This window comes from Methylocystis rosea (genome assembly GCF_003855495.1).
Classification (GTDB): domain Bacteria; phylum Pseudomonadota; class Alphaproteobacteria; order Rhizobiales; family Beijerinckiaceae; genus Methylocystis; species Methylocystis rosea_A.
In genome coordinates this window covers 166,258-188,964 of record NZ_CP034086.1, presented here as the reverse complement: position 1 = coordinate 188,964, position 22,707 = coordinate 166,258, and the positions used below count along the sequence as shown (strand labels likewise).

General features: G+C 63.8%; 22 protein-coding genes and 1 tRNA gene. 13 read left to right on the top strand and 10 right to left on the bottom strand.

The genetic code is table 11. The features are described 5' to 3' along the window. Positions 1–16: 16 nt before the first annotated feature. The 4 genes from EHO51_RS00815 to EHO51_RS00800 all read left to right on the top strand — a co-directional run bounded on the left by EHO51_RS00815 (position 17) and on the right by EHO51_RS00800 (position 4,262). Positions 17–841, top strand: coding sequence for a carbon-nitrogen hydrolase family protein (locus EHO51_RS00815; protein ID WP_124737292.1), 825 nt, complete (start codon positions 17–19; stop codon positions 839–841). A 211-nt stretch (positions 842–1,052) separates the two neighbouring features. Further along, positions 1,053–1,385, top strand: coding sequence for an integration host factor subunit alpha (locus tag EHO51_RS00810; protein ID WP_124737291.1), 333 nt, complete (start codon positions 1,053–1,055; stop codon positions 1,383–1,385). An 82-nt stretch (positions 1,386–1,467) separates the two neighbouring features. Next, complete coding sequence (locus EHO51_RS00805) at positions 1,468–3,567, top strand: ABC transporter ATP-binding protein/permease (protein ID WP_124737290.1); 2,100 nt, start codon at positions 1,468–1,470, stop codon at positions 3,565–3,567. Next, on the top strand, positions 3,564–4,262 hold the full coding sequence (locus EHO51_RS00800; RefSeq protein ID WP_124737289.1) for an RlmE family RNA methyltransferase: 699 nt from the start codon (positions 3,564–3,566) through the stop codon (positions 4,260–4,262). The genes EHO51_RS00805 and EHO51_RS00800 overlap by 4 nt, the downstream gene beginning before the upstream one ends. 9 nt (positions 4,263–4,271) lie before the next feature. On the opposite strand, the gene EHO51_RS00795 is transcribed toward EHO51_RS00800, so the two are convergent. The 4 genes from EHO51_RS00795 to map form a co-directional block, all read right to left on the bottom strand. Further along, positions 4,272–5,294 carry an adenosine deaminase gene (locus tag EHO51_RS00795; RefSeq protein ID WP_124737288.1) on the bottom strand — a complete coding sequence of 341 codons (1,023 nt, stop codon included), beginning with the start codon at positions 5,292–5,294 and terminating at the stop codon, positions 4,272–4,274. A 77-nt stretch (positions 5,295–5,371) separates the two neighbouring features. Continuing rightward, entirely contained in the window at positions 5,372–6,760 is a 1,389-nt protein-coding gene (locus EHO51_RS00790) for a DHA2 family efflux MFS transporter permease subunit (protein WP_124737287.1), read from the bottom strand. Positions 6,761–6,821: 61 nt separating this feature from the next. Next, positions 6,822–7,547, bottom strand: coding sequence for a RadC family protein (gene radC / locus EHO51_RS00785; protein ID WP_124737286.1), 726 nt, complete (start codon positions 7,545–7,547; stop codon positions 6,822–6,824). Beyond that, positions 7,544–8,380: a type I methionyl aminopeptidase gene (map, locus tag EHO51_RS00780; protein ID WP_124737285.1), complete on the bottom strand. Its 837-nt coding sequence runs from the start codon at positions 8,378–8,380 to the stop codon at positions 7,544–7,546. Before map ends, radC begins: the two co-directional genes overlap by 4 nt. Positions 8,381–8,631: 251 nt before the next feature. On the opposite strand from map, the gene EHO51_RS00775 reads away from it, so the two are divergent. From EHO51_RS00775 to EHO51_RS00755, 5 genes are all read left to right on the top strand, one after another. Then, positions 8,632–9,720, top strand: a complete 1,089-nt coding sequence (locus tag EHO51_RS00775; RefSeq protein ID WP_124737284.1) for an OpgC family protein — start codon at positions 8,632–8,634, stop codon at positions 9,718–9,720. Between the two features lie 58 nt (positions 9,721–9,778). Next, complete coding sequence (locus EHO51_RS00770) at positions 9,779–10,540, top strand: competence/damage-inducible protein A (RefSeq protein ID WP_124737283.1); 762 nt, start codon at positions 9,779–9,781, stop codon at positions 10,538–10,540. Positions 10,541–10,566: 26 nt separating this feature from the next. Beyond that, on the top strand, positions 10,567–11,088 hold the full coding sequence (gene gpt, locus EHO51_RS00765) for a xanthine phosphoribosyltransferase (protein ID WP_124737282.1): 522 nt from the start codon (positions 10,567–10,569) through the stop codon (positions 11,086–11,088). 45 nt (positions 11,089–11,133) lie between these two features. Continuing rightward, positions 11,134–11,222 (top strand) — tRNA-Leu (locus EHO51_RS00760). A gap of 114 nt (positions 11,223–11,336) precedes the next feature. Further along, complete coding sequence (locus EHO51_RS00755) at positions 11,337–11,681, top strand: Rieske (2Fe-2S) protein (protein ID WP_124737281.1); 345 nt, start codon at positions 11,337–11,339, stop codon at positions 11,679–11,681. Between the two features lie 101 nt (positions 11,682–11,782). Here EHO51_RS00755 and EHO51_RS00750 read toward each other — a convergent pair whose 3' ends face one another. The 3 genes from EHO51_RS00750 to EHO51_RS00740 all read right to left on the bottom strand — a co-directional run bounded on the left by EHO51_RS00750 (position 11,783) and on the right by EHO51_RS00740 (position 13,680). After that, on the bottom strand, positions 11,783–12,424 hold the full coding sequence (locus EHO51_RS00750) for a hypothetical protein (protein ID WP_124737280.1): 642 nt from the start codon (positions 12,422–12,424) through the stop codon (positions 11,783–11,785). A gap of 121 nt (positions 12,425–12,545) precedes the next feature. Continuing rightward, a complete protein-coding gene (locus EHO51_RS00745; protein WP_124737279.1) occupies positions 12,546–13,298 on the bottom strand; it encodes a hypothetical protein in 753 nt (250 codons plus the stop codon). Positions 13,299–13,308: 10 nt separating this feature from the next. Further along, positions 13,309–13,680, bottom strand: a complete 372-nt coding sequence (locus EHO51_RS00740; RefSeq protein ID WP_018407047.1) for a Rieske (2Fe-2S) protein — start codon at positions 13,678–13,680, stop codon at positions 13,309–13,311. Positions 13,681–13,843: 163 nt separating this feature from the next. Here EHO51_RS00740 and EHO51_RS00735 point away from each other — a divergent pair, with 163 nt between their 5' ends. The 3 genes from EHO51_RS00735 to EHO51_RS00725 are packed head-to-tail and all read left to right on the top strand — an operon-like array spanning position 13,844 to position 16,907. Then, complete coding sequence (locus tag EHO51_RS00735) at positions 13,844–14,134, top strand: helix-turn-helix domain-containing protein (protein WP_124737278.1); 291 nt, start codon at positions 13,844–13,846, stop codon at positions 14,132–14,134. A 22-nt stretch (positions 14,135–14,156) separates the two neighbouring features. Continuing rightward, positions 14,157–16,130: a squalene--hopene cyclase gene (gene shc / locus EHO51_RS00730; protein WP_124737277.1), complete on the top strand. Its 1,974-nt coding sequence runs from the start codon at positions 14,157–14,159 to the stop codon at positions 16,128–16,130. Between the two features lie 45 nt (positions 16,131–16,175). Continuing rightward, positions 16,176–16,907 (top strand): phosphorylase, encoded by a 732-nt coding sequence (locus EHO51_RS00725; RefSeq protein WP_124737276.1) that lies wholly within the window; start codon positions 16,176–16,178, stop codon positions 16,905–16,907. On the opposite strand, the gene hpnH is transcribed toward EHO51_RS00725, so the two are convergent. Next, a complete protein-coding gene (hpnH, locus tag EHO51_RS00720; RefSeq protein WP_124737275.1) occupies positions 16,848–17,999 on the bottom strand; it encodes an adenosyl-hopene transferase HpnH in 1,152 nt (383 codons plus the stop codon). The two genes, EHO51_RS00725 and hpnH, sit on opposite strands and share 60 nt — an antisense overlap. A 322-nt stretch (positions 18,000–18,321) precedes the next feature. Here hpnH and EHO51_RS00715 point away from each other — a divergent pair, with 322 nt between their 5' ends. Then, the gene (locus EHO51_RS00715; RefSeq protein WP_124737274.1) at positions 18,322–20,529 is read left to right on the top strand and encodes a hypothetical protein; all 2,208 of its coding nucleotides are present in this window, start codon (positions 18,322–18,324) and stop codon (positions 20,527–20,529) included. Positions 20,530–20,639: 110 nt separating this feature from the next. Here EHO51_RS00715 and EHO51_RS00710 read toward each other — a convergent pair whose 3' ends face one another. Next, the gene (locus tag EHO51_RS00710) at positions 20,640–21,461 is read right to left on the bottom strand and encodes a hypothetical protein (RefSeq protein WP_124737273.1); all 822 of its coding nucleotides are present in this window, start codon (positions 21,459–21,461) and stop codon (positions 20,640–20,642) included. Positions 21,462–21,650: 189 nt separating this feature from the next. Continuing rightward, a complete protein-coding gene (locus EHO51_RS00705; protein ID WP_124737272.1) occupies positions 21,651–22,628 on the bottom strand; it encodes a hypothetical protein in 978 nt (325 codons plus the stop codon). Positions 22,629–22,707 lie beyond the last annotated feature (79 nt).

Sequence of the window (22,707 nt, the reverse complement as noted above, 5' to 3'; positions counted from 1 at the left end):
AACAATCGGGCGGTCGATGAAGGTTACTCTGGTTCAGATGAATTCCGTTGGCGATAAGGCCTTGAACCTCGCCAACGCCCGCGCTTTGATCGAGCGCGCCGTGGTTCAGGAGCGTCCCGACTGGATTTGTCTGCCTGAGGTCTTCGATTTCATCGGCGGCTCGCGCGCCGAGAAGATGGCGGCCGCCGAGGAGCTTCCGGGCGGCCCCGCTTATGAAATGTGCCAGACGCTCGCGCGCGAGCACAAGGTCTTCATCCACGCCGGGTCCATTCTTGAAAAAGCGCCTGGCGAGGAGCGGTTGCACAACACCAGCGTCGCCTTCAACCGCGAGGGCGAGGAGGTGGCGCGCTACCGCAAGATCCACATGTTCGACATCACGGCGCCGGACGGCGCCAAATATCACGAGAGCGCCGCGTTTAAGCCGGGCGACTCCGTCGTCACCTATGATTGCGAGGGCGTCACCGTCGGCTGCGCGATCTGCTACGACCTTCGCTTTTCATATCTCTTCCAGGCGCTCGCGGATAAGGGCGCGGATATCGTCGCGCTGCCGGCGGCGTTCACGCTGGTCACCGGCAAGGACCACTGGGAAGTGCTGTGCCGCGCGCGCGCGATCGAAATGCAGGCCTATCTCTGCGCGCCGGCGCAGACGGGCGCGCATAAGGCCGGGCATGAGACGCGCTTTACGTACGGCAATTCTCTGATCGCCGACCCGTGGGGCCAAGTCGTCGCGAAGGCTTCCGAGGGGCCGGGCCTCGTATCGTCCTATGTGGACGTCGACCGCATTCGTAAAATACGCGCCATGATCCCGGTGGCGCAGCACAAGGTGAAATTGGCCGTTTGAGGGTTCCGCGATCGCCTGCCCGCAGGTCAGAGTTCGATCGTTTGGTCGGGACGTAGAACACGTGATCGCCCTTGCATATCGGTCGTTTATGCGTACTATGCGGCCACGGGCGCAGCGCCCATTTATTGCCATGTTGCCATTGCCAGAAGCTTCGAGGGGGAGTTGTGTTCAGCCCAGTCCCGACAGAACGATCATTGGGCGCTCTTTTCGCATGGTAAGGAGAACCGCTCCAGGCAGCACCTTAACGCGGGCGGCGCTGCGAGAGGCCGTGTATGGCTGCTGTCCATCGTTGTCCCGCGCCGAAGCTCGCAAGATCTTGGACGCGACTTTTGACGAGATCAGCGAAGCTTTGCTGCGCGGCGAATCCGTAAAATTGCGTTCTTTCGGGACGTTTAACGTTCGCGCCAAGCGTGAGCGCATCGGGCGCAATCCCAAAACCGGCGTCGAGGCCACGATAACATCGCGCCGTGTGTTGACCTTTAAGGCCTCGCCCGTGCTTGTCGCGCATGTCAATGGCGACGCGGTCATTCCTGAAGAGGACTGACTCCTCTATCATGGGGCTAGACGGCAATCGCCGGCGACACGGTCGCGGCGAGCCGAGCGGCTTCTCATATCCAAGGTGAAAGATGCAGAAATTGAGCGTGGCGGTCGCGATCTTCGCGGCGCTTACTGCGCTGGTCGGCGCCCATAAGGGCGACTCCAGCCTATTCGTTCTCGTCGCCGCGACGGCGCTCTGCGCCTATACGACATGGCGCGCCGCCGACATGTCGAGCTTCCTGAAAATCTTCGCGTACATCTTCTCAACCGAGACGATCGTGTTCGGGCTCATCGGCCTGGCGCAGGCGGAAGGCCTGTGGCCCGAGTCTTTGAAAGACTATGCGCCGCCCGAAACCATGCCGCTCACCGTGGCGGTGTTCTCGATCCTCGTTTACGCGATCTCGCACATTCCAGTCGTGCAGGAGATGACGCGCATCGCCGATCTCTACTTCAGTTCGCGCGACCGTGGCGAAGGGCGCGTCTGGCCATTCCAACCCTTTGCGGCGCGAGAGAGCGCGATCGCCATCGCCATGGTGGTCGTCTTGGTGCTGCTCAATCAGGGCCAGGTCGGCATCACCGTGCGCCTGTCCTTCTTCAATCGCGACTGGTTCAACGCCATTCAGGAGAAAAACGCCGGGGAATTCTGGCGGCAGCTTCTTTACGTGTTCACGCCATGGGCGTTCGTTTACGTCGCCTCGGTGATCATCGAATTCGTTCTGCAGTCGATGCTGATCATCCGCTGGCGTCGCTGGCTGACGGAGCACTATATCGAGCGCTGGCTCGGCGCGCATACGCATTACGGCATGGCGCTCGCCGGGAGCGGCGCTGACAATCCGGACCAGCGCATCGCCGAGGACGTCAATCGCTTCATCAGCGGCGGGGAGGAAGGCTATGGCGTCTACTCCTATTCAATTCTGCTGATCGCCACCTTGAGCTCGCTTGTCTCCTTCGCCTATGTGCTGTGGGATTTGTCGGGCAATTATCCGCTGCCCGGAACTGACATTTATATTCCCGGTTTCCTGTTCTGGGTTGTGCTGCTCTATGCGTTGGTGGGAACGCTGGTGACGCATCTTATCGGCCGCTCTCTTACCGGGCTCTACTTCGATCGGCAGAGACGCGAGGCGGATTTCCGCTTTTCCCTGGCGCGAATGCGCGAATACAGCGAGCAGATCGCCCTGCTTGGCGGCGAGCCCGCCGAGCGCGGTTCGCTGCTGCGGCGGTTCGCCGGCATTATCGTCAACTATCTGGCGATCGTACAGAAGCGCAAGCAGCTGATGGCGTTCACCTCCACCTACGGACAGTTGTCGCCGATCATTCCTTACGTGATCACGGCGCCATTCTATTTCGCCGGGCGCATTACGCTCGGCGTCATGACGCAGACGGCGAGCGCCTTCGGGCGGGTGGAGAGCGCGCTGACCTTCTTCATCAACTATTACACCTCTCTCGCCAATTTTAAGTCCGTGCTCGACCGGCTGACGTCCTTTGACCACGCGATCGATACGGCCCCCCGGCAGACGTCTGCGACGCAAATTATCTCTCCGACGGACGGCGCCGATATTCGCCTGCGCGGGCTGACGCTTGCCTTGCCCGATGGACGCCAAATCGTAACGGTCGACGATCTGACGCTCGCCGCCGGCCAACCGGCGCTGCTCACCGGCCCGTCGGGTTCCGGCAAGTCGACGCTGTTTCGCGCCATCGCCGGCATCTGGCCTTACGCTTCGGGCGAGGTGCTGACTCCGCGCGGCGCGAAGGTCATGCTCGCGCCGCAGCGGCCCTACATCCCCATGGGCGCGCTGGCCGAAGCGATCGTCTATCCGGGCCACGTCGACGACTACTCGCGCGCTGAAGTGCAGGAGGCGCTGCGCGCGGCGCGGCTTGCGCCTTTCGTCGAGCGCCTCGACGAGGAAAACAACTGGGGTCAGCGGCTTTCAGGCGGCGAGCAGCAGCGCGTCGCGATCGCGCGCGCGCTGCTCGCCAAGCCGGATTGGCTTTTCCTCGACGAAGCCACGTCGGCGCTCGACGAGCGGCTCGAAGAAGACATCTACGCCATGCTGCGCGAGCGGCTGCCCGGTACGACGATCGTCTCAATCGGCCATCGGTCGACTCTGCACGCCTTCCACGATCGAGACATCGTCATGGAGCCGGCGCCCGGCGGCGTCTTCAGCCCGCGCGACAAGGTGCACGCGTGACGAAAGAGTCGGGACGCGAAGGCGGGCGATCGCTCAAGACGCGGGTCAAGACCGCGCGCAAGCGGTCGCTCTCCTCGACGCTCTGGCTGGAGCGCCAGCTCAATGATCCTTACGTCGCGCGCGCCAAGCGCGAGGGCTATCGCTCACGCGCCGCCTATAAGCTCATCGAGATGGATGATCGCTATCATCTCTTTAAGCCGGGCGGCCGCATCGTCGATCTCGGCGCCGCTCCAGGCGGCTGGTCGCAGGTCGCCGCCGCGCATGTGAAGGCGAAAGAGGGGAAGGGCAAAGTCGTCGCGGTCGATCTGCTCGACATGGAGCCGGTCGACGGCGTCGAATTCGCGGTGAAGGATTTCAACGATCCCGATGCGCCGGAATTCATCAAGAACATGCTCGGCGGCGACGCCGACGGCGTGATGTCAGATATGGCCGCCAACGCCACTGGGCATCGGGCGACCGATCATCTGCGCATCGTGGCTCTTGCCGAGCTTGCCGCTGATTTCGCGTGCGACGTGTTGGCGGAGGGCGGCTTCTTCATCGCCAAAGTGCTGCAGGGCGGAACCGAAGGCCAGCTGCTCACGCGCCTCAAGCGCGATTTCGCGACGGTGCGGCACGTCAAGCCGGCGGCGAGCCGCGCCGGTTCGGCCGAACTCTACGTGCTGGCGACAGGCTTTCGCGGGCGACGCGGCGACTAGGCGATGCGCTTAAGCGCCATGCGCTTGCGCATAGGCGTCGACCTCGGCGATCCTCTCTTGCTTTTCATCGTCAGAAAGAAATGACGCGGAGAAACTGTTTTTCGCGAGCTGCGTCAGCTCGGCTGTTCCTAATGTGAAAGCCTGCTGAATCGCGCGGTAGTTCTCGTTCACATAGCCGCCAAAATAGGCCGGATCGTCCGAATTGACGGTCACGACGACGCCGGCCTCGAAGAGCCGCTGAATCGGATGCGCGCGCATATCGGGATAGACGCAGAGGCGTATATTCGACAGCGGACAGACGGTCAGCGGAACCCGCTCCCGCGCGAGCCGCTGAACCAAAGCCGCGTCATCGATCGCGTGAACGCCGTGATCGATGCGCTCGACCTTCAAGCGATCCAGAGCTTCGGCGACATAGGCGGCGGGGCCCTCTTCGCCCGCATGGGCCACGGCGCGCAGACCGAGCGAACGGGCGCGCTCATAGACCTCAGTAAACTTGCCCGGCGGATTTCCGGCTTCCGCGGAATCCAGTCCGACCCCGGTGATGCGATCGAGCCAGGGACGCGCCGCTTCGAGCGTGGCCATGGCGTCAGCCTCGTCGAGATCGCGCAGGAAGCACATGAGGAGGCGCGACGTCGGCCCGCCCTCGCGCGCGGCGTCGTTCAGAGCTGCGCTCAATCCCTCCACGACCGGGCCGAAGGGAACGCTGCGACGCATATGCGCCTGCGGATCGAAAAAGATTTCGACGTGGCGGACGTTCTCATCGCGGGCGCGGGCAAGATAGGCGCGCGCCAGATCGTAGAAGTCTCGCTCGGTCAAGAGCGCCTGCGTCGCCTGATAATAAAGATCGAGAAAATCCTCGAGGTTTTGAAAATCGTATAAGCGGCGCATCGCCTCGACCGAAGCGTACGGGAGCTTGACGCCATTGCGCTCGGCGAGCGCGAAGGCCGTTTCGGGTTCGAGCGTCCCCTCGATATGAAGGTGAAGCTCCGCCTTCGGGAGCCCGGCGATGAAGTCTTGGGCTGCGCTCGACATAAGGTCCTCGTTTCAGTCGATCTGGCGCTCGCGATCCTCATCGACAAGAGCTCTTCGTCCGCCGATCAGCCGTGAGATTACACGCGTTTTCGGCGCCCGGTCAGGTCGTCGCCCGCATTGCGCGCGAGCGGCAGGAAGCTCATCACCGAAAGCGTCGAGATCAGCGCCACGACAATGAAGGCCGGCGTGAAATCCGCCGCCTGCAGCGCGCCGCCGCCGCGCAACGCGCGCGTCGCCTCCAGCGCCGCAGCGCCAATCGCGACGCCGGTCGACAGCGATAATTGCTGCGCGACGGAGGCGAAACTCGTGGCGCGGCTCATGGCGTCCTGATCGACGTCGGCGTAGGCGATGGCGTTGAGCGCCGTAAACTCCAGCGAGCGGAAGAAGCCGCCAACGAGCAGCACGCCCATGATGACCAAGTGCGGCGTCGCCGCCGAAAAACTGGCGTTGAAGGCGAGAAAGCCGGCGGAGATAAGCGCATTGACGATCAGCACCCGCCGAAAGCCGAAAATCCGCAGGATCGGCTGCGCGGTCGTTTTCATCGCCATCGCGCCGGCCGCTGAAACGAAGGTCAGAAGTCCCGCTTCATAGGCGGAGAGTCCGAAGCCCGCTTGCAGCAGCAGGGGCAGCAGGAAAGGCGTGGCGCCAAGTCCGATGCGAAACAGAAAGCCGCCGAAGACCGCCGCGCGAAATGTCGGGATCTGCAAGAGATCGAGGTCGACGATTGGATAGGGCGTGCGTTTGGCGTGGCGCGTATAAGCGAAGAGCGCCCCTGCCCCGAGCGCGACGATGAAAACCACGACCGGCGCCGGCGCGAATCCGCGCCCCGCGATTGTAAAGCCGAAGACGAGGCAGGAGAGGCCGACGCCTGAAAGGATCGCGCCGGCGATGTCGAGCGGCGGCGTCCATTCTTCGCGCATGTCTGGAATAAAGCGCGTGACCAGCATGACGCCGAGCGCGCCGATCGGGATATTGATCCAGAAGATGTAGCGCCAGTGAAAATAGGTCGCGATGAAGCCGCCGATCGGCGGGCCGATCATCGGGCCGATGAGCGCCGGAATGGTGAGATAGGCCATGGCGCGCACAAGTTCGTGGCGCGGCGCGGTGCGCAGCAGCACGAGTCGTCCGACCGGCGTCATCATCGCGCCGCCGAGGCCTTGCACGATCCGAAACGTCACGATCGCGCCGAGCGAATTGGACAGGCCGCAGAGAATGGAGCCGAAGGTGAAGACGATGATCGCCGCGCGAAAGACGCGCCGCGCGCCAAAGCGATCCGCCGCCCAGCCCGAAAGCGGAATAAAGACCGCGAGCGATAGAAGATAGGACGTCAGCGCGAGTTTCAGCGCCACGGGATCTTCGTGCAGATCGGCGGCCATCGCCGGCAACGCCGTGGCGAGCACGGTGCCGTCGAGCTGCTCCATGAAGAGCGCGGTGGCGATGATCAGCGGCGTGACGAAATAGGACAATAGGCTCAGCCCGCTTGTGAAAGTGTCGCGTCAATCCTGACGTCTGTGCACGGACTTCGCGTCAAATGAGCTTCAGCCCTCTGAAGCTCGCATGGCCATGACGGCCAACAATGAGGTGATCGTGGACCGTGATGCCGAACGGCTGCGCGATGGCGGCGATGTCCTTCGTCATGCGTATGTCCGCGGCCGACGGCGTCGGATCTCCGGATGGATGATTATGGGCCAGGATGAGCGCGCTCGAGCCAAGCTCCAGCGCACGTCTGACGATTTCGCGCGGATAGACGGGCGTATGGTCGATGGTGCCGACGCCCTGCACCTCGTCGGCGATCAGCGCGTTGCGCTTGTCGAGGAACAGGATGCGAAACTCCTCCCGCTCGGCGAAAGCCATCGCCGTCCGGCAATAGTCGAGCACCTCCATGAATGAGGAAAGCACAGGACGCTTCTGCAAGGCGCCGCGCGCCAGGCGTTTCGCCGCAGCCTCGACAAGCTTGATTTCGACGATCGCCGCTTCGCTGAGGCCGCCGACTTCGCGAAGCCTCTCGGGCCGCGCCGCGACGGTCTCGGCGAAGGAGCCAAAGCGCGTGATCAAGGCCTTTGCGAGCGGCTTCACGTCGCGGCGCGCGATGGCGCGAAACAACAGCAGCTCAAGCATTTCGTAATCGGCGAGCGCTGCTTCGCCTGCATCCATGAAGCGATCGCGCAGACGCTGTCGGTGACCGTGGAAATGAGGCGCAGAATCGCGCAGGCCTGAGCCGTCGCTTGTCGCGGCGTCAGCCGCCTTCTTCATGCGTCGGCGCGCGCGGCAGAGGGATTGTCGAGCCCCGCCGGCGATTTGGTGAAGACTTCCACGCCCGTTTCGGTGACGCCGACCGAATGTTCGAACTGCGCGGAAAGCGAGCGGTCGCGGGTGACGGCCGTCCAGCCGTCCGACAATATTTTCACCTGCGAACGGCCGAGATTGATCATCGGCTCAATGGTGAAGAACATGCCCGGCCGCAACTCGACGCCTTCGCCCTTCACGCCATAGTGCAGAATATTCGGCTCGTCATGGAATACGCGCCCGAGCCCATGGCCGCAAAAATCGCGCACCACCGAACAGCGCTCGCTTTCGGCATAATGCTGAATCGCCGCGCCGATGTCGCCGGTCGTCGCGCCAGGCTTGACGGCGGCGACGCCCCGCTCAAGCGCCTCATAGGTCACGTCGATCAGCCGCTGCGCCCGCCTTGGGATTTCGCCGACGGCGAACATGCGGCTGGCGTCGCCATGCCAGCCGTCGAGGATGAACGTCACGTCGACATTGACGATGTCGCCTTCGCGCAAAGGCTTGCTGTCCGGCACGCCATGGCAGACGACATGGTTGATCGAGGTGCAGATGGATTTGCGGTAGCCGCGATAGTCGAGCGGCGCGGGATAGGCGCCATGCGCCATGGCGAAGTCAAAAACCAGATCGTCGAGCGCCTGCGTCGTCACGCCCGGCTGGACGTGTTCGACCAGCATGTCCAACGCCTCCGCCGTCAGCTTGCCCGCGGCGCGCATGCCCTCGAAATCATTAGGACCATGCAGCTTGATCTGTCCGCTTTTGCGCGCGGCGGGCGCGAGATGGGATTCGATAAAGGTCATGTAACGTGGCGGCTCGGGCTTCCTGGGCGAAGGGTATGCTCGACAAGGTAATGGTTTGAGGCGGCAACGCAAGGCTGCCGCAGGAGCCCGCCCGCGATTCCGTTGGAAAGCGTGGAGCGCGGTCTTGGCGGGACTTGCGGGACTTGCGGGACTTGGCGGGACTTGGCGGGACAGCGGCGATTCAATATCAGTGGAGGCATGCGGCTTGCTGCCGCGCCACGGGCGCAGGGAAAAAAGGGCGTGGGAAGCGGGTGCAGGGAAAGCGAGTCGAGGGAATAGATTTCTGGCGGGGCGCCGCCCTCGCCATCATCCTGGTGAATCACATCCCGGGCAATGTGCTCGGCGCGATCACGCCGCGCAATTTCGGCTTCTCTGATGCAGCCGAAGGCTTAGTTTTTCTTTCGAGCGTTTCGCTCGCCCTGGCCTATGGCGAGAAATTCAAGCGCAATGTCTTAGACGCCGCGGCCTCGCTCTACGGCCGCGCCCTGCGCCTTTACGGCGCCCATCTTGGTCTGACCGCGGCGGCGTTGGCGCTTTATGGCGTTGCGAGCTATTTCACGCCCTGGGATTTCCTCGGCTCCGAGAACAGCCGCGCCGCGCCTTTCGCCGACCCGGCGCGCGGCGTCGTCGGCATTCTCGCGCTCAGTCACCAAGTCGCTTACTTCAACATCTTGCCCCTCTATGTCGTGCTGATCGCGCTTGCGCCGGCGCTCTTCGCATGCGCTTCGCGCGGGGGTTTACGCATGCTTGCGGCCTCGGCAGCGGTTTATGCCGCCGCGCGCCTGCTGGGGTGCAATGTTCCCACATGGCCCGAGCCCGGATACTGGTATTTCAATCCATTCGCCTGGCAGTTCATGTTCGCCTTGGGGATCTACTGCGGCGGCGCGCTTAAAACGCGCGGCGTGCCTTTTCACGCCGTCGCCTATCGACTTGCTTTGGCTTTCACCATCGTTTCGACGCTCATCGTCTCCAACGCGTTTGGCTTGGCGCCCGGGCTTGTCGACGCCGCAGGCCGTTATCTCGACTGGGACAAGACGGATCTTGGCGTCGTACGCATCGTCGATTTCGTCGCCCTGGCTTATGTGCTTCATTTCTCGAAGATCACCGAGGCGCTGAGCCAAACGCGGCTTTTTGCATTCTTCACGCTGCTCGGCCGCAACGGCCTCTCGACCTATTCAAGCGTCAGCCTGCTGAGCGCGCTCGGGCAGATTCTGCAGGAAGCAAGCCTCGCTTCGCCCGCCCTTGACGTCATCTTCGTTGCGGCCTGTCTGGGCCTGCTGCACCGCATCGCCGCCGCCGTCGAGCAGTTTTCCCTGGCAGCGCCAGCCGCTACGGAATGAGCGCCAGGGCTGGCGTTCACGGCCGCCATGGTCATAATCGGCGACAGGGAGGCCGGTAATGGCGCAAGAAACGGCGGGCGACAGGCCGGCAAGCGCGGCGATTCTCGTGATCGGCGATGAAATATTGTCCGGCCGCACGCAGGATGTGAACACGCGCTATATCGCGAATTATCTGGCGCAGATCGGCGTCGATCTTCGCGAGGCGCGAATCGTGCCCGACGAGACGGAGGCGATCGTCGAGGCGCTTAATGCGCTGCGCGCCCGCTACACCTATGTCTTCACGACCGGCGGCATTGGTCCCACCCACGACGACATCACCGCCGATGCGGTCGCCCGCGCCTTCGGCGTGGAGATTGGCGAGGATCCGCGCGCCATAGCGCTCCTTCGGGAACGCTTTTCGGAAGCCGAGCTGAATCCGGCGCGCCGGCGGATGGCGCGCATTCCAAAAGGCGCGGAGCTGATTTTCAACGCCATTTCCAAGGCGCCGGGATTCTGGATCGGCAATGTCATCGTTATGGCCGGCGTGCCGACAATCATGCAGAATATGATGGACGTGGTCGGCCCGCGGCTCGCGGCCGGCCCGCCGGTGCTCGTCGAGACGGTCGACGCTTACGGCGTTCCGGAAGGCGCCTACGCCGCAGGATTGGAAGCCATCGCCCGCGACCATGACGGTGTGAGCGTTGGCTCCTATCCGTCCTTTACGAGCGCCGGATTCAGGAATCAGATTGTGCTGCGCAGTCGCGATGCCGCGCTCTTGGCCCGCGCGACGGCCGCGGCGCGCGCGATGATTGCGTCGCTATCGACGGAAAAGGCGCGCTGACGGCGTGATCGGGAGGCTTGAAGCTGATGTACGGGTCCGACAAGATCTTTCCGGTCTCCTGGGACATTTTTCACCGCGACGCGCGCGCGCTCGCCTGGCGTCTCGCTTCTATCGGCGGATTCTCGGCGATTGTGGCGGTGACGCGCGGCGGTCTGGTGCCCGCGGCGATCGTGGCGCGCGAACTCGGCATAAGGGTTATCGAAACCATCTGCGTCGCGAGCTATCACGAGGAAACGGAGCGTGGCGAGATCCAGGTGCTCAAGCCTCTGACCGACACGATTCTCGCGCGGCCAAGCTCCGAAGTTCTCATTATTGACGATCTCGTCGACACCGGCGCCACGGCGAAAGCCGTGCGGGACACTCTGGCGAACGCGCATTTCGCCACTGTTTACGCCAAACCGCAGGGCCTGCCGATGGTCGACACCTTCGTCACCGAAGTCTCGCAGGACACCTGGATCTTTTTTCCCTGGGACACGGGCCTGTCGTTTCAGGCGCCGATCGGCACACCCAACGCCAAGCCCGAGGGCCAGCGACGACGGCGCATATAATCCGCTTGGCGGCGTCGGGTTCGCGCCCCTATAAACGAGCGCTCCGCGGGCGTGGCGAAACTGGTAGACGCAACGGACTTAAAATCCGTAGGGCCGCAAGGCCTGTGCCGGTTCGATTCCGGCCGCCCGCACCACAAAATGCATATGAGACCGTCATCTTTTCGCCTCGCGCGTCCCCGCAGCGCAAGGCCGTCGCTGGTCCGTAACTTGCTATCGCCTGTCAATGTTGATTCTTGAAGGCGATCACGATGGCGTTCACCGCGATCTGTAACACCGGCGCCGTGAGCGAAGGCGGCATGGGCCTCTTTCACGCCGGCAAAAAGAGCGTGCTTCTGGTCTGGCCGAGCGGCGGCGAACTCAAGGCGTATCGCGGGCGCTGTCCGCATGCGGACATGCCGTTGAGCGAGGCGACCTTCAACGGCCAGACCGTCACCTGTCCGCACCACCAATGGGGGTTCGACAGCACAAGCGGCAAATGCGTGACGCATCTCGTCCGCAACACGCTCCACCCCTATGCGCTTCGCGTCGAGGGCGACGAGATTCAGGTCGACGTCGGGCCGGTCAAGCCCGCGCGCACGCCCGCGCCGGCGTGATGGCGAACTGCAGTCGCGCGCCCAGACTTGCGCCCAGGTAGACGCAACGTCGCGCGCGGCCAGCGAGCGGGCGCAGCTTTGCGCCCTGCCCCGCGTCGGATTTACGCTGCCTTCTTCTGCAGCTCGGAAATATAGGCCGTCGCTTTTTCGACGAGCGCGGCGATCCGCTTCTGCACGACCGGCAGATAGTCCTTGGCCTTGAGAAGGACCGGCCGCAACTCGCTCAGCGCCTTTGTCGTCAGCGGATGCGTCTTCAGCTTCGTCCACTCGGCGCGCAAATCGAGATTCGCCAGCCAGGCGAGCGTCTTCTCGGTCAGGGGATGCGCCTTCACCGCCTCGACCTTGGCCCGAAGATCAATTGTCGAGAGATAGGCCAGCGCCGCCTTCGACCCTTCCTCGGCATGCTTGCGCGCGACGGGGAGAAGTTCGACGAATTTCACGGCGCCGCGCTTCACCTCGCGCAGGGCGATCTCCGTCAGAACATTGGCCTTCAGCAGGGCGTAGAGTCTGGCGTTCAGCTTGCGCAGCTCTCCTTCGAGCCGCAGGATCGTAAACTCCTGCTGCCTGAGCTGGTTGACGGCGCCCTCATGCAGCGAATTGACGCGCTGCAGCTCTGTCCTGGCGCGCTGCAGCTCCGCCTCAAGTTGATTCACATGATCCCTGATGGAGTCGACCATCGGGAAAGAAAACTTACCGGCCTCGAGGTCGGCCAGTGCGCGTTCGCCTTCCGTGTTCGTAGCCATGCTCACTCCTCTCGCTCCGTTCAAATGACCATCGGCGGCCGATGGTTAAAACTTCGTTTCGACCATGCGAAAACATCGGCAGTTTTTACAATGGCGCATCGTCGCGGCGCTACGGCGCGGCCTACACTCGCCGCGACAGCGAGCGCAGGAATCCCTGCATCTCGTCGGTGAGATCCGTCTCGATCGCCGGCGCCATCTTCAGCAGCATATTGGCGATGAAGGCCTGGTCGTTGCGCGTTTCGGCGAGGCATTCCTGCAACACCGGCACGCTGTCCTCGATATGCGCCATGAAGGCGACGCCCTTCTCCAACGTCTCGGTCCATTTCGCCCGCGTCCACAACGCCAGCGGATAGACGATCTCATGCACGAAATTCGATTTGCGCGCCTTCTCGAAGAAGCGCAGGCCGGCGTTCCAGTTCTCGCGCGCGCGCATCGGCGGCGGCGGGATGTCGCCCGCGAGCATTTTCTGCGCGGCCTGCCCGACATGATCTTCGAGACTCATCGGCGAAGCGATGGGCGAACGAAAACTCCACAGCGCCGTCGACCCTGGATACTCCTGGCCGAGCTGCTCGGTGAGCGCCGCGTCGACCTTTTCAACCGCGGCCTTGTCGCCTTTCAGCGCCGCCGCCATGCAAAAGGCGAAGAGCGCGTCTCCCCCGTAATTCACCGCAGCCGCGCCTTTTATCTGCTGCGGCGCCAGCTTCGGCGTCACGCCGTCGGCGGGGACCTCGACGTCGCCCGCGCGCAGCGCCGTGATGAAACTCGTGATCTCGAGCCACGGCAGGTAATTCGCGATGAAAGCGTCGGGATCGACGTGCACGATCGCGAGATTGAGCGGTTGCTTTCGTTTTTGCAGTTCCGCCATATCGGTCATAGAGCGCCTTTCATTCTTCGGCGAGCAGCACGCCGGTGAGGCAGACGTCGCCCTCGTCGACGACGAGTTTGATCGGCGTCAGCCGTTGGCCCTGACAGGGGCCGATGAAGCAGTGGCCGGTGTCGATGTCGAACTGCGCATGATGCCTGCCGCATTCGAGGAAATTGCCTTCCTCGTCCATGAACTGGCCGGGATTGACGTCGAGCCGCTCGCCTTCATGCGGGCAGGCGTTCTCGAAGCCATAGAAATTGTTGCCCTTGCGCGTGATCAGGATCGGATAAGGGGCGGCGTCGCCGCTCGCCTCGGCGCGCATCAGGACGAATCCCGTCGCCTCGGAGTCCTCGATCTCGTCTGTCCGACAAATCACATAGAGTTCGTCCATCGGCTCACCTTTCGGACAAAGTCGCGCGCCACGCCGGCGCCAGGGCGCCCTCATCTTCCCCTGTAGCAATCGATGAGCCAGACGCGACTTGACGATATAGCAAATTCACTATAGCTCACGCAGATCGGCGCGAACTGAGCGCCAATTCATCCCCCAAGCCGAGATGACCGAAGACTCACTCGCGCCCAAGGCGCCACTCGAAGACCACCTCCTCAAGGCGCAGCTCGTTCGCAAGATCGAAGCGCTGCTCAAGGAGCGCGGGTTGAAGCAGGTGCAAGCCGCGAAACTCTTCGGCGTGAAGCAGCCGGACGTGTCGAAGCTGCTGCACGGCGATTTCCGGCAGTTTTCGCTGGAACGGCTCATGCGATTTCTCGTCGCCCTGGGGCAGGACGTCGAGATCGTCGTGAAGCCGCATCATGAGTCGGCGAAGTCCGCGACGCTCAGCATCGCGTGACCGCACATACAAAGGAATTGCAATGAACGCCGCCGCGCGTATTGACGCTAATTTCACACCCATTTCCAGCGAAGCGCTGGAGACGAGCATTCAGAACGCCAAGCGCGCGCTTCTGTCGCTCGGCAAAGGCGATGGACATTTCTGCTTCGAGCTCGAAGCCGACACCAGCCTCTCGGCTGAATATGTGCTGATGCGCCATTTCCGCGCCGAGCCCATTGACGCGGAACTCGAGCGCAAGATCGCCGTTTATCTGCGCCGCTGTCAGGGCGATCACGGCGGTTGGCCGCTTTATCAAGACGGGCCGTTCCACATCAGCACCAGCGTCAAGGCGTATTTCGCGCTCAAGATGATCGGCGACGATGTCGACGCGCCGCATATGGCGCGCGCGCGCGCGGCGATCCTCGCCTATGGCGGCGCGGCCAAGAGCAATGTTTTTACGCGCGCGCTGCTGGCGCTTTACGGCGAAATTCCGTGGCGCGGCGTGCCGGTGATGCCGGTCGAAATCATGCTGCTGCCGAAGTGGTTTCCCTTCCACCTCGACAAGATTTCCTATTGGGGCCGCACCGTTCTCGTGCCGATGCTGGTGCTGATGACGAAAAAGCCGCGCGCGAAGAACCCGAGGAACATACACATCGCCGAACTCTTCACGACGCCGCCGGAAGAGGTGAAGGTGTGGCCCAAGGGCGAACACCAGACCTGGCCCTGGGCGAATATTTTCGGAAAGATCGACAAGCTTCTGCGTTTGATTGAGCCGCACATGCCCAACGGCCCGCGCGAACGCTCGATCGAACTTGCCATGACATGGACGACCGAGCGTCTCAATGGCGTCGACGGACTGGGCGGCATCTTTCCGTCCATGGTCAACAGCCTGCTGATGTATGACGTGCTCGGCGTGCCGGACGCCGACGAGCGTAAGAAGCAGGCGCGTGAGGCGATCGAACGGCTGCTCGTCGTGCATGATGCGGAAATCTATTGCCAGCCCTGCGTTTCGCCGGTGTGGGACACCTGTCTGACGGCGCACACGCTGCTTGAGACGGGCGACGAAGACGCGCGCGAACAGGCGCGCCAGGCCTGCGAATGGCTCGCGCCCTTGCAGGTGCTCGACGTCAAGGGCGACTGGGCGGCGCAGCGGCCGCACGTTCGGCCCGGCGGCTGGGCGTTTCAATACGCCAACGCCTATTACCCGGACGTCGACGACACGGCCGTCGTCGTGACGGCGATGGATCGCCTCACGGCGAATGACTCTTCCCGTCCCTATGACGAGCGCATCGCCCGCGCCAAGGAATGGATCGTCGGCATGCAGTCGAAGAACGGCGGCTGGGGCGCCTTCGACGCCGACAACACATGCCATTATCTGAATCACATCCCCTTCGCCGATCACGGCGCGCTGCTCGATCCGCCGACGGCGGACGTTTCCGCACGCTGCGTGTCCATGCTGGCGCAGCTCGGCGATACGATCGACTCGAGCGAATGCCTCAAGCGCGGCGTCGACTATCTGCTCAAAGAACAGGAAAAGGACGGCAGCTGGTTCGGCCGCTGGGGCGCGAATTACATTTATGGGACTTGGTCGACGCTGTGCGCGCTCAACGCCGTCGGCCTGCCGCATGACCATGACGCTTACCGTCGCGCCGTCGCCTGGCTCGTGGCGATCCAGAACGAAGATGGCGGCTGGGGCGAAGACCTCTCAAGCTACAAGCTCGACTACAAGGGCTATGAAAAATCCCCTTCGACGGCCTCGCAAACCGCCTGGGCGCTGCTCGCGCTGATGGCCTCGGGCGACGTCGACCATCCGGCGGCGGCAAAGGGGATCGCCTATCTGCAATCGACGCAAAACGGAGCCGGCCTATGGAATGAGGCGCGTTTTACCGCGACGGGTTTTCCACGCGTCTTCTATCTGCGCTATCATGGCTATGGAAAATTCTTCCCGCTCTGGGCGCTCGCGCGCTATCGCAATATGAGGCGCGCCAACAGCAAGCGCGTGCAGGTCGGGCTCTAGAATCGCTTTTTTCGATGGAGCTATGCGGCCTCGGCCGGAGGAGCAATGGCGCGCGCGACAGGCCGTAGAAAAACCGCCGAACTGAGCGCGCTTGCGCCGATTCTCGTCATCGTCGGCATGAAGCGCGAGGCCGCCTGCGCCGCCGGCGAAGGCGTCACGACGCTGTGCAGCGGCGCGAACGTCCGGCGCCTGCGGCAAGCGCTCGATGCGCTCGGCGGAACCGATTTTTCCGCCGTCGTCAGCTTCGGACTCGCGGGCGGACTGGATTACGCGCTGCGGCCCGGCCATGTCGTCGTGGCGGACGCCATTGTCGGGGGCGACGCGCGGCGTGACACCCATTCGCGTCTCTCGTCAGTGCTGATGAAAGGCGCCGCGGCCGCCGGCTGCAAGGTTACGCCGGGGGCGATCATCGGCGTCGACGAGCCGGCGATGAACCCGGGCGCCAAGGCGGCGCTGCGCGAAGGCGCGCAAGCGGTGGCGGTCGATATGGAATCGCATCTTGCCGAAGAATTCGCCCGCCGGCGCGACATTCCTTTCGTCGCGCTGCGCGCGATCAGCGATCCTGCGGCGCGCGCGCTGCCGCCGCTCGTCGCCAAAGCGCTGACGCCTGAAGGCGACATTCACGCGCTCGGCGTCGCCCGCGAGCTGATCCGCGGGCCGCATCAACTTGGCGGCATGATTCGGGCGGGCCTCGATTCCCGCGCCGCCTTCGTCTCGCTAAGCCGCTGTGGACCGTTGCTCGGCCCGTTGCTGCGCCTCGTGCTCGCGGATCTCTGAAAGCCTGGCGATATTTTCGTCATAGACATATTCGGCCGGGCGCTGATTCTCCAGCGAGACGTCAGGCGCCATCGGCCCCTCGGTGCGCACGCCAAAGAGCGCGACGGCGGCCGCCCGCCAGGGCCGGCGAACCGAATCGGCGACGGCGGTCGCCTCAAAGCCGGAGTGCACCATGCAGTCGGCGCATTTCTCGTAATTGCCGACGCCGTAGGCGTCCCAGTCGGTCTCCTCCATCAGCTGCTTGAACGTCGGCACATAGCCCTCGCCAAGCAGATAGCAGGGACGCTGCCAGCCAAACACCGTGCGCAGCGGCATCCCCCAGGGGGTGCAGCGATAGCTCACATTGCCGGCCAGGAAATTCATGAACAGCGTCGACTGGGTGAGTCCCCAGGCTTTCCCGCCCCGGCCGCGACGCAGAATGGCGCGGAACAATTCCTTGGTGCGGGTGCGATTAAGGAAGTGAGTCTGATCCGGCGCCCGCTCATAAGCGTAACCCGGCGAAAGCGTCATCCCGTCGACGCCGAGCGCCGTGGTCGCGTCGAGGAATTTCGCGACGCGCTCGGGATCGGCGTCGGAAAAGAAGGTGCTGTTGGTGGTGACGCGAAAGCCCTTCGACTTGGCGAGTTTGAGCGCCTCGACGGCGCGCTCATAGACCCCGTCCTGGCAGACCGCGCGGTCGTGCATCTCCTTGTCGCCATCGAGATGGATCGACCAGGTGAAATAGGGGCTCGGCTTGAAGTAGTCGATCTTCTTGGCGAGCAGCAGAGCATTGGTGCAGACGATCGCGAATTTGCGCCGCGCGACGATGCCCTCGACGATCTGCGGCAAATCCTTGTGCAAAAGCGGCTCGCCGCCGGCGACCACCACCACAGGGGCGCCACATTCGTCCACCGAGCGCAGCGCGTCCTCGACCGAAAGCCGCTTGTTGAGGATATGATCGGGGTAATCGATCTTGCCGCAGCCGGCGCAGGCCAGATTGCAGCGGAACAGCGGCTCCATCATGAGCACGAGCGGATAACGCCGCACGCCCAAGAGGTGCTGCTTGACGAGATACGCGCCGATTTTTGCGATATAGCGGAACGGAATGGCCACGGCTGACCCCTTGATGACTTGACGGGTTCAAGGCCCGTCAGCGCGAGTCGCGGCCGAACGGCCCAGCCGCAGACAATAATCTCGCCGTCTAGCACGAATCGTTCGGGAAGGGGAAGCGGGGCGCCGCGCCGCACCAAGATCCGATAAGCGGCGCGCATCCGCCGGGAGCGCCGCCGACGCGCTGCGCCGCAGCGGAGTCCGCCCTTGCGCCGAGGCGCAAATCCGTCTCAATTCGCCGGCAACGTCACCAACCCGACATTGCTTTTTCTAAGGGAGCGGACATGCGCAGCCGGCTGGTTCCAGCGTCGAGAGCGTCCGCGCGATGACCGTCTCTGCGCAGCAGGCGCGCGTCGCCGACGCCTCGGCCCCGCAGCGGCGCTTCGGTCTTTTCGACGCTCTTATTTCGCCGCTGTCGCGCCTGTGGAGCGGCGATCTCAACCTCGGCCGTGTCGGGATGGCCGCCGCCCTGCCCGTTCTAGGCTGGGTCTTCTACACAACCTCGTCCGGCATGATCGACATCATGCAGCGGGAGCCCGGAGACGTGATCGGGATCGCGGGCACGCTGATCGCGACGACCGCCGTCCTCACCATGCTCGCCTCAACATCCTGGTCGCTGGGCGTCGACCTTGCGGCGCTGATCGCGCGGCGGCGCATGGCTCGCGAACGCATGATCATCAAGACCGGCGTGACCGCGCTGGTCTTCGCCTTCGTCTTCTCGATCTCCGCCTTTTTTTCGTTCACCTACTATTACAACAACATCTTCAAGCTCTCCTCGCGCAAGATCGTCGCCGAGCTTCAGCCGATGGAGCTGGCGACGGAAGTCCTGCTGCCGGCGACGAAGGACATCGCCGCCGCTTATGAAGCGGCGTCGGCGCGCATCGCCGCGACGCCGAGCTACAAGGCCTATCTCGATTCGATCGACGGCCTCATCGACACCGCGCGCCAGGCCGGGCCGGCGCTGCGCGACGCCATTCGCAAGCGACAGGAGGCGCAGCAGGCGGTCATCGCGCAGGCCGCGAGCCAGGCCGCGCAGGAAATGGAAAGCGCGCAGGCGGCGATGCGTCAGCTCGAGGATGCGCGACGCGAAATCCAGGCGCTTGAGCGCAGCATCGCCGAGCTCGACGTCATCATTAAAGCGAAGCAGGACGAGATGACGTCGATGGCCGCCGCCGCGCGTCAGGAAGAACAGCTCGCCGTCGACGCCGCGCACGGCTTAGATGGGCTGGGCGCGACCTGCGGCCCCAATTGCCGCGCGCATCAGGAGAAGGCGGCCGAAGCGATGCGGCGCGTGTCGGCGCTCAGGCAGACGCTCGCCGGCCCCGCGAACGAACGCGCCAACGCGGTGAAGCGGCGCGACGCGCTCAACGCCCAGACGATCACGCTTAAACAGAAGGCCGAGACCGCGAGCGCCGCTTCCGGCCGGCCGATGCCGAAGGGCGAAGCCGCGCTCGATCTCGACGCGACGTTGCGCGACCTCGCCGCGCTGCGCGACCAGCTGCGCCTCGAGCCCACATGGCGCGCCGTGCGCGATGCGAAGCCTCTCTGCGAACCGATTCTGGCGGCGGCGCGGCAATCAAATGCGTTGCCGGGAAGCGTGCCGCGCGACTTTACCTGCGAACCGCAGGGGGAGGCGCGCGATCTGCTCTCGGCGCGCGACGAAACGATCGCCGCCCGCGCGGCCTTCGATAAAAAATGCGGGCTGGAAGCCGGACTGCGCGACGAACTCTCCGCGATTGTCGCCAAGATCCGCTCGGCGCCGGCGTCTGACAGGGGCGCCGCGGCAAACGGCTTCAACGACGCCAAAACCCTCGTCGACGCCTGCGTCGTCTCCGGCAAGGCGGCTGGGCTGTCAGACGACGAGGTGCGCGAGCTTTTGAAAAAAAGCGACGCCTATCTGCGCACGCACAGTTCCGAGCGCAATAAATTCGAACTGGCGCGCGAAGCCTTCTGGAGCTTCACCCCCGATTCGACGATGGCGATCGGCGTCGCGATGGCGCAGGACGCTTTTCTGTTCATCATGAAATTTCTGTCGGAGATTTTCAAACGTGGCTATGAGGCGCGCGAGCGGCGTCAGTTCGCCGCGCCGATCGATCTTTCCGACGACGAGGAGCAGCCCGTCGACATCCGCGCGATGAAAGCAGTGCTGCGCGCGGCGCGGCCGGTTCACGGCGACATGAGCGAGATCGACCCCGACGCGGAAGCAATGTCTGCGCTGCCGCCCAATGTGCGCGACAATATCATGGCGATCCTCAATCGGCTCGTGCGCGACGAAATCGCTCACGTCGACCGCAAAGGCGCCTATCTCGTCGACAATATCACCGTCGGGCAGATTGAGGCGCGGCTGTTCGCGGCGCTGAAGCCGCGCTCCGCCCGCGCCTTGCATTACGCCGCCGACGGCGTCGTCGCGAGCGGCCCGCGCGCCTATTACGCGGACGCCGGCGCCGCGAACCTGCCACGGCGGCGCTCCGGCGCGCTCGAGCGCTATCTGATCGCTGAACCGAGTCCGATGGACAGGCGTGCGCCCGGTTAGAGCAGGTTCCGAAAAAGTTGAGAGACTTTTTCGACGAGAACCTGCTCCAACATTCTGCTTTTGAACGATTCCTGTCGATCACATGGGTGGCGATCTAAGCGCTCTGGAGTTCAGGCGGCGACGGGTGTTGCGCGCGCGGCCGCGCGTAGCGACGGAAGGTAGCGCAGGCAAAGACCCTGCGGCGCGTGAAGCAGACCGGAAACGACGCTGATCTCGCGCCAGCGGGGATAGCTCGACGGCAAAAACTGCAGCGCGAGGCCGACAGCGCCGAGAAACTCGGTTTCGCTCGCAAAATCGTCGGCGCCAAAGGTCAGCGTCGCGTCTTTGCCCGTTTCGGCGCCCCGCGCCAGAAATTCGAGCGTCGGCGTCGCCCAATGGGTCGCTTTCAGCGCATCCTCGAGCGCGCTCCAGACATCCCGCGGATCGATGAAGCGAACGAGGTAACGCGCCGGCGCGGCGTTGTAGCGCGTCGCCTCGTCTTCCGTCACCAAATCCGGTTGCGCGTCGAGCTCGGAGTCCGCCATGGCGAGCAGCGCCGCGGGATGTTGGCGCCAGTCCGCCGCGCTCACGCTCCAAACAGCGCTCTGCTGATAGAGGCGTCCATGGCCGCTTTCGCCGTCTTCAGGCCGAAAGCGCGCGCGCAGAAAAATCGCGCGACGAGAATTGGGCTCCGGGGCGACCCGCGCGATGAAGGAGCCGCGTCGTCGAGAAGCAGGATCGACAAGGTCGGGCTCGAAGCGGCGAAGCGCCATCAGACGCGGCGGCGAAAGCAGCCGGTCGTCGGCGGGCTGCAAATTGCAGCTGCGCAAGGTCACGCCATAGCCCGCGGTCGCCGGCACGCGCAGCGTCGCGCCAAAAGCGAGCTTCCCATAATGCAGCCGTTCGAGAGAGATCTCGGCCGTTTCGTCGCCATTCGGCGCAGCTATGCGCATCGCGCGTCCTTTCGCGCGGGAAATCCGCGCGATCACCCTATGCGCAGAGCCTTAAGCAAGAATTGACGAAATTCGCTTTAGAGCAGGTCCCGAAAAAGTTGAGAGACTTTTTCGATGAGGACCTGCTCCGATATTTTGATGTTGAGCGATTCCTATCGACCACAGGATTCCATGTGACCGGGAAGCGCTTCAGCCGATCTCCTCGATGCGCGCGTCGAGCTGCGCATAGGAAAAGGTGAAGGCGCTGTCGAGGCCAAGCGCGGCGTATAGAAACGGCTCGGCGGTGAGAAACGGCCGCCAATATTCATTATAGGCGCGGGCGCCTTCGAGGCCCGCGCGACGAAATCGGCGCTCGCCAGGCTGATGCGGATCGATGTTGGGATTTTGAAAGCGCTTGACGAAGCCATAGGCCGAGCAGACCGTGAAGCGCACCGATGCGCCGCCGTTCGGCGCCTCCAGAGCCCGCAACCGATCCAGCCATTGCGCCGCGCGCAGCGATTTGCGCAAGGCGTGCAGCGCCACCGCCGGATCGCAGGCATAGGTGAGGGCGCTCGGCCCGAGGCGCGCGAACAAGCGCTCATATTGCGAGAAAACGACGACGAGCCGCTTGAGCTTTTTCTCAGGCGCCAGCGCCAACCGGTCGATGAGGCGCGCGAGATTGCCGGACCAGCCGGAATCCTCGAGCCGCACCAGCGGCAGCACGATCACGATCGCGTCCGCCTCCAGCATCTGCCGGGCGAGCTTGGCTTTGACATCATTGAGAATGGCGACTTCGGCGCCGTCCGGCGGCACGGCGATTTCTCCCGCCGAGTCAATGATCTCCAGAAGCCAGGGACCCCGGAGCACCGCCGCCGGCGGGGCTTCGCCGTTGACCGTCAGACGGAAGCGATATTCGTAGGTGTCGAGGGTGTCGGTGGCGAGGCCGCCCTCGGCGAATTCGCGCCGCAGCCGCTCATAGTCGCCCTGTTCGACCGACAGAAGATTGGCTTTCTTCGGCTCAGCGCTCTCGGCGAAATATTCCGCCTCGGTGATGGGCTGTAGCGCGGGGCGCAGGCGCGGCGAATAGCCAAAGGCGCTTTGCGCGACGCAGTCGACGAGCGAGGCGAGCAGCGACGACTTGCCTCCCTTCTTCGGGCCGATCAGACAAATCGAAAGTCTTTCGGTCATTCACGCCTTCAACTCGTTGGAACCAGCCTCTAACGCGACAATACAGGCCGCTGGCGCCTGGCGAAAGGTGACGCGCGCG

Coding starts and splice junctions, on each gene's coding strand:
- EHO51_RS00815 (WP_124737292.1), top strand. CDS start 17: ATGAAGGTTACTCTGGTTCAGATGAATTCCGTTGGCGATAAGGCCTTG.
- EHO51_RS00810 (WP_124737291.1), top strand. CDS start 1,053: ATGGTAAGGAGAACCGCTCCAGGCAGCACCTTAACGCGGGCGGCGCTG.
- EHO51_RS00805 (WP_124737290.1), top strand. CDS start 1,468: ATGCAGAAATTGAGCGTGGCGGTCGCGATCTTCGCGGCGCTTACTGCG.
- EHO51_RS00795 (WP_124737288.1), bottom strand. CDS start 5,294: ATGTCGAGCGCAGCCCAAGACTTCATCGCCGGGCTCCCGAAGGCGGAG.
- radC (WP_124737286.1), bottom strand. CDS start 7,547: ATGAAGAAGGCGGCTGACGCCGCGACAAGCGACGGCTCAGGCCTGCGC.
- map (WP_124737285.1), bottom strand. CDS start 8,380: ATGACCTTTATCGAATCCCATCTCGCGCCCGCCGCGCGCAAAAGCGGA.
- EHO51_RS00770 (WP_124737283.1), top strand. CDS start 9,779: ATGGCGCAAGAAACGGCGGGCGACAGGCCGGCAAGCGCGGCGATTCTC.
- gpt (WP_124737282.1), top strand. CDS start 10,567: ATGTACGGGTCCGACAAGATCTTTCCGGTCTCCTGGGACATTTTTCAC.
- EHO51_RS00755 (WP_124737281.1), top strand. CDS start 11,337: ATGGCGTTCACCGCGATCTGTAACACCGGCGCCGTGAGCGAAGGCGGC.
- EHO51_RS00750 (WP_124737280.1), bottom strand. CDS start 12,424: ATGGCTACGAACACGGAAGGCGAACGCGCACTGGCCGACCTCGAGGCC.
- EHO51_RS00745 (WP_124737279.1), bottom strand. CDS start 13,298: ATGACCGATATGGCGGAACTGCAAAAACGAAAGCAACCGCTCAATCTC.
- EHO51_RS00740 (WP_018407047.1), bottom strand. CDS start 13,680: ATGGACGAACTCTATGTGATTTGTCGGACAGACGAGATCGAGGACTCC.
- EHO51_RS00735 (WP_124737278.1), top strand. CDS start 13,844: ATGACCGAAGACTCACTCGCGCCCAAGGCGCCACTCGAAGACCACCTC.
- shc (WP_124737277.1), top strand. CDS start 14,157: ATGAACGCCGCCGCGCGTATTGACGCTAATTTCACACCCATTTCCAGC.
- EHO51_RS00725 (WP_124737276.1), top strand. CDS start 16,176: ATGGCGCGCGCGACAGGCCGTAGAAAAACCGCCGAACTGAGCGCGCTT.
- EHO51_RS00715 (WP_124737274.1), top strand. CDS start 18,322: ATGACCGTCTCTGCGCAGCAGGCGCGCGTCGCCGACGCCTCGGCCCCG.
- EHO51_RS00710 (WP_124737273.1), bottom strand. CDS start 21,461: ATGCGCATAGCTGCGCCGAATGGCGACGAAACGGCCGAGATCTCTCTC.
- EHO51_RS00705 (WP_124737272.1), bottom strand. CDS start 22,628: ATGACCGAAAGACTTTCGATTTGTCTGATCGGCCCGAAGAAGGGAGGC.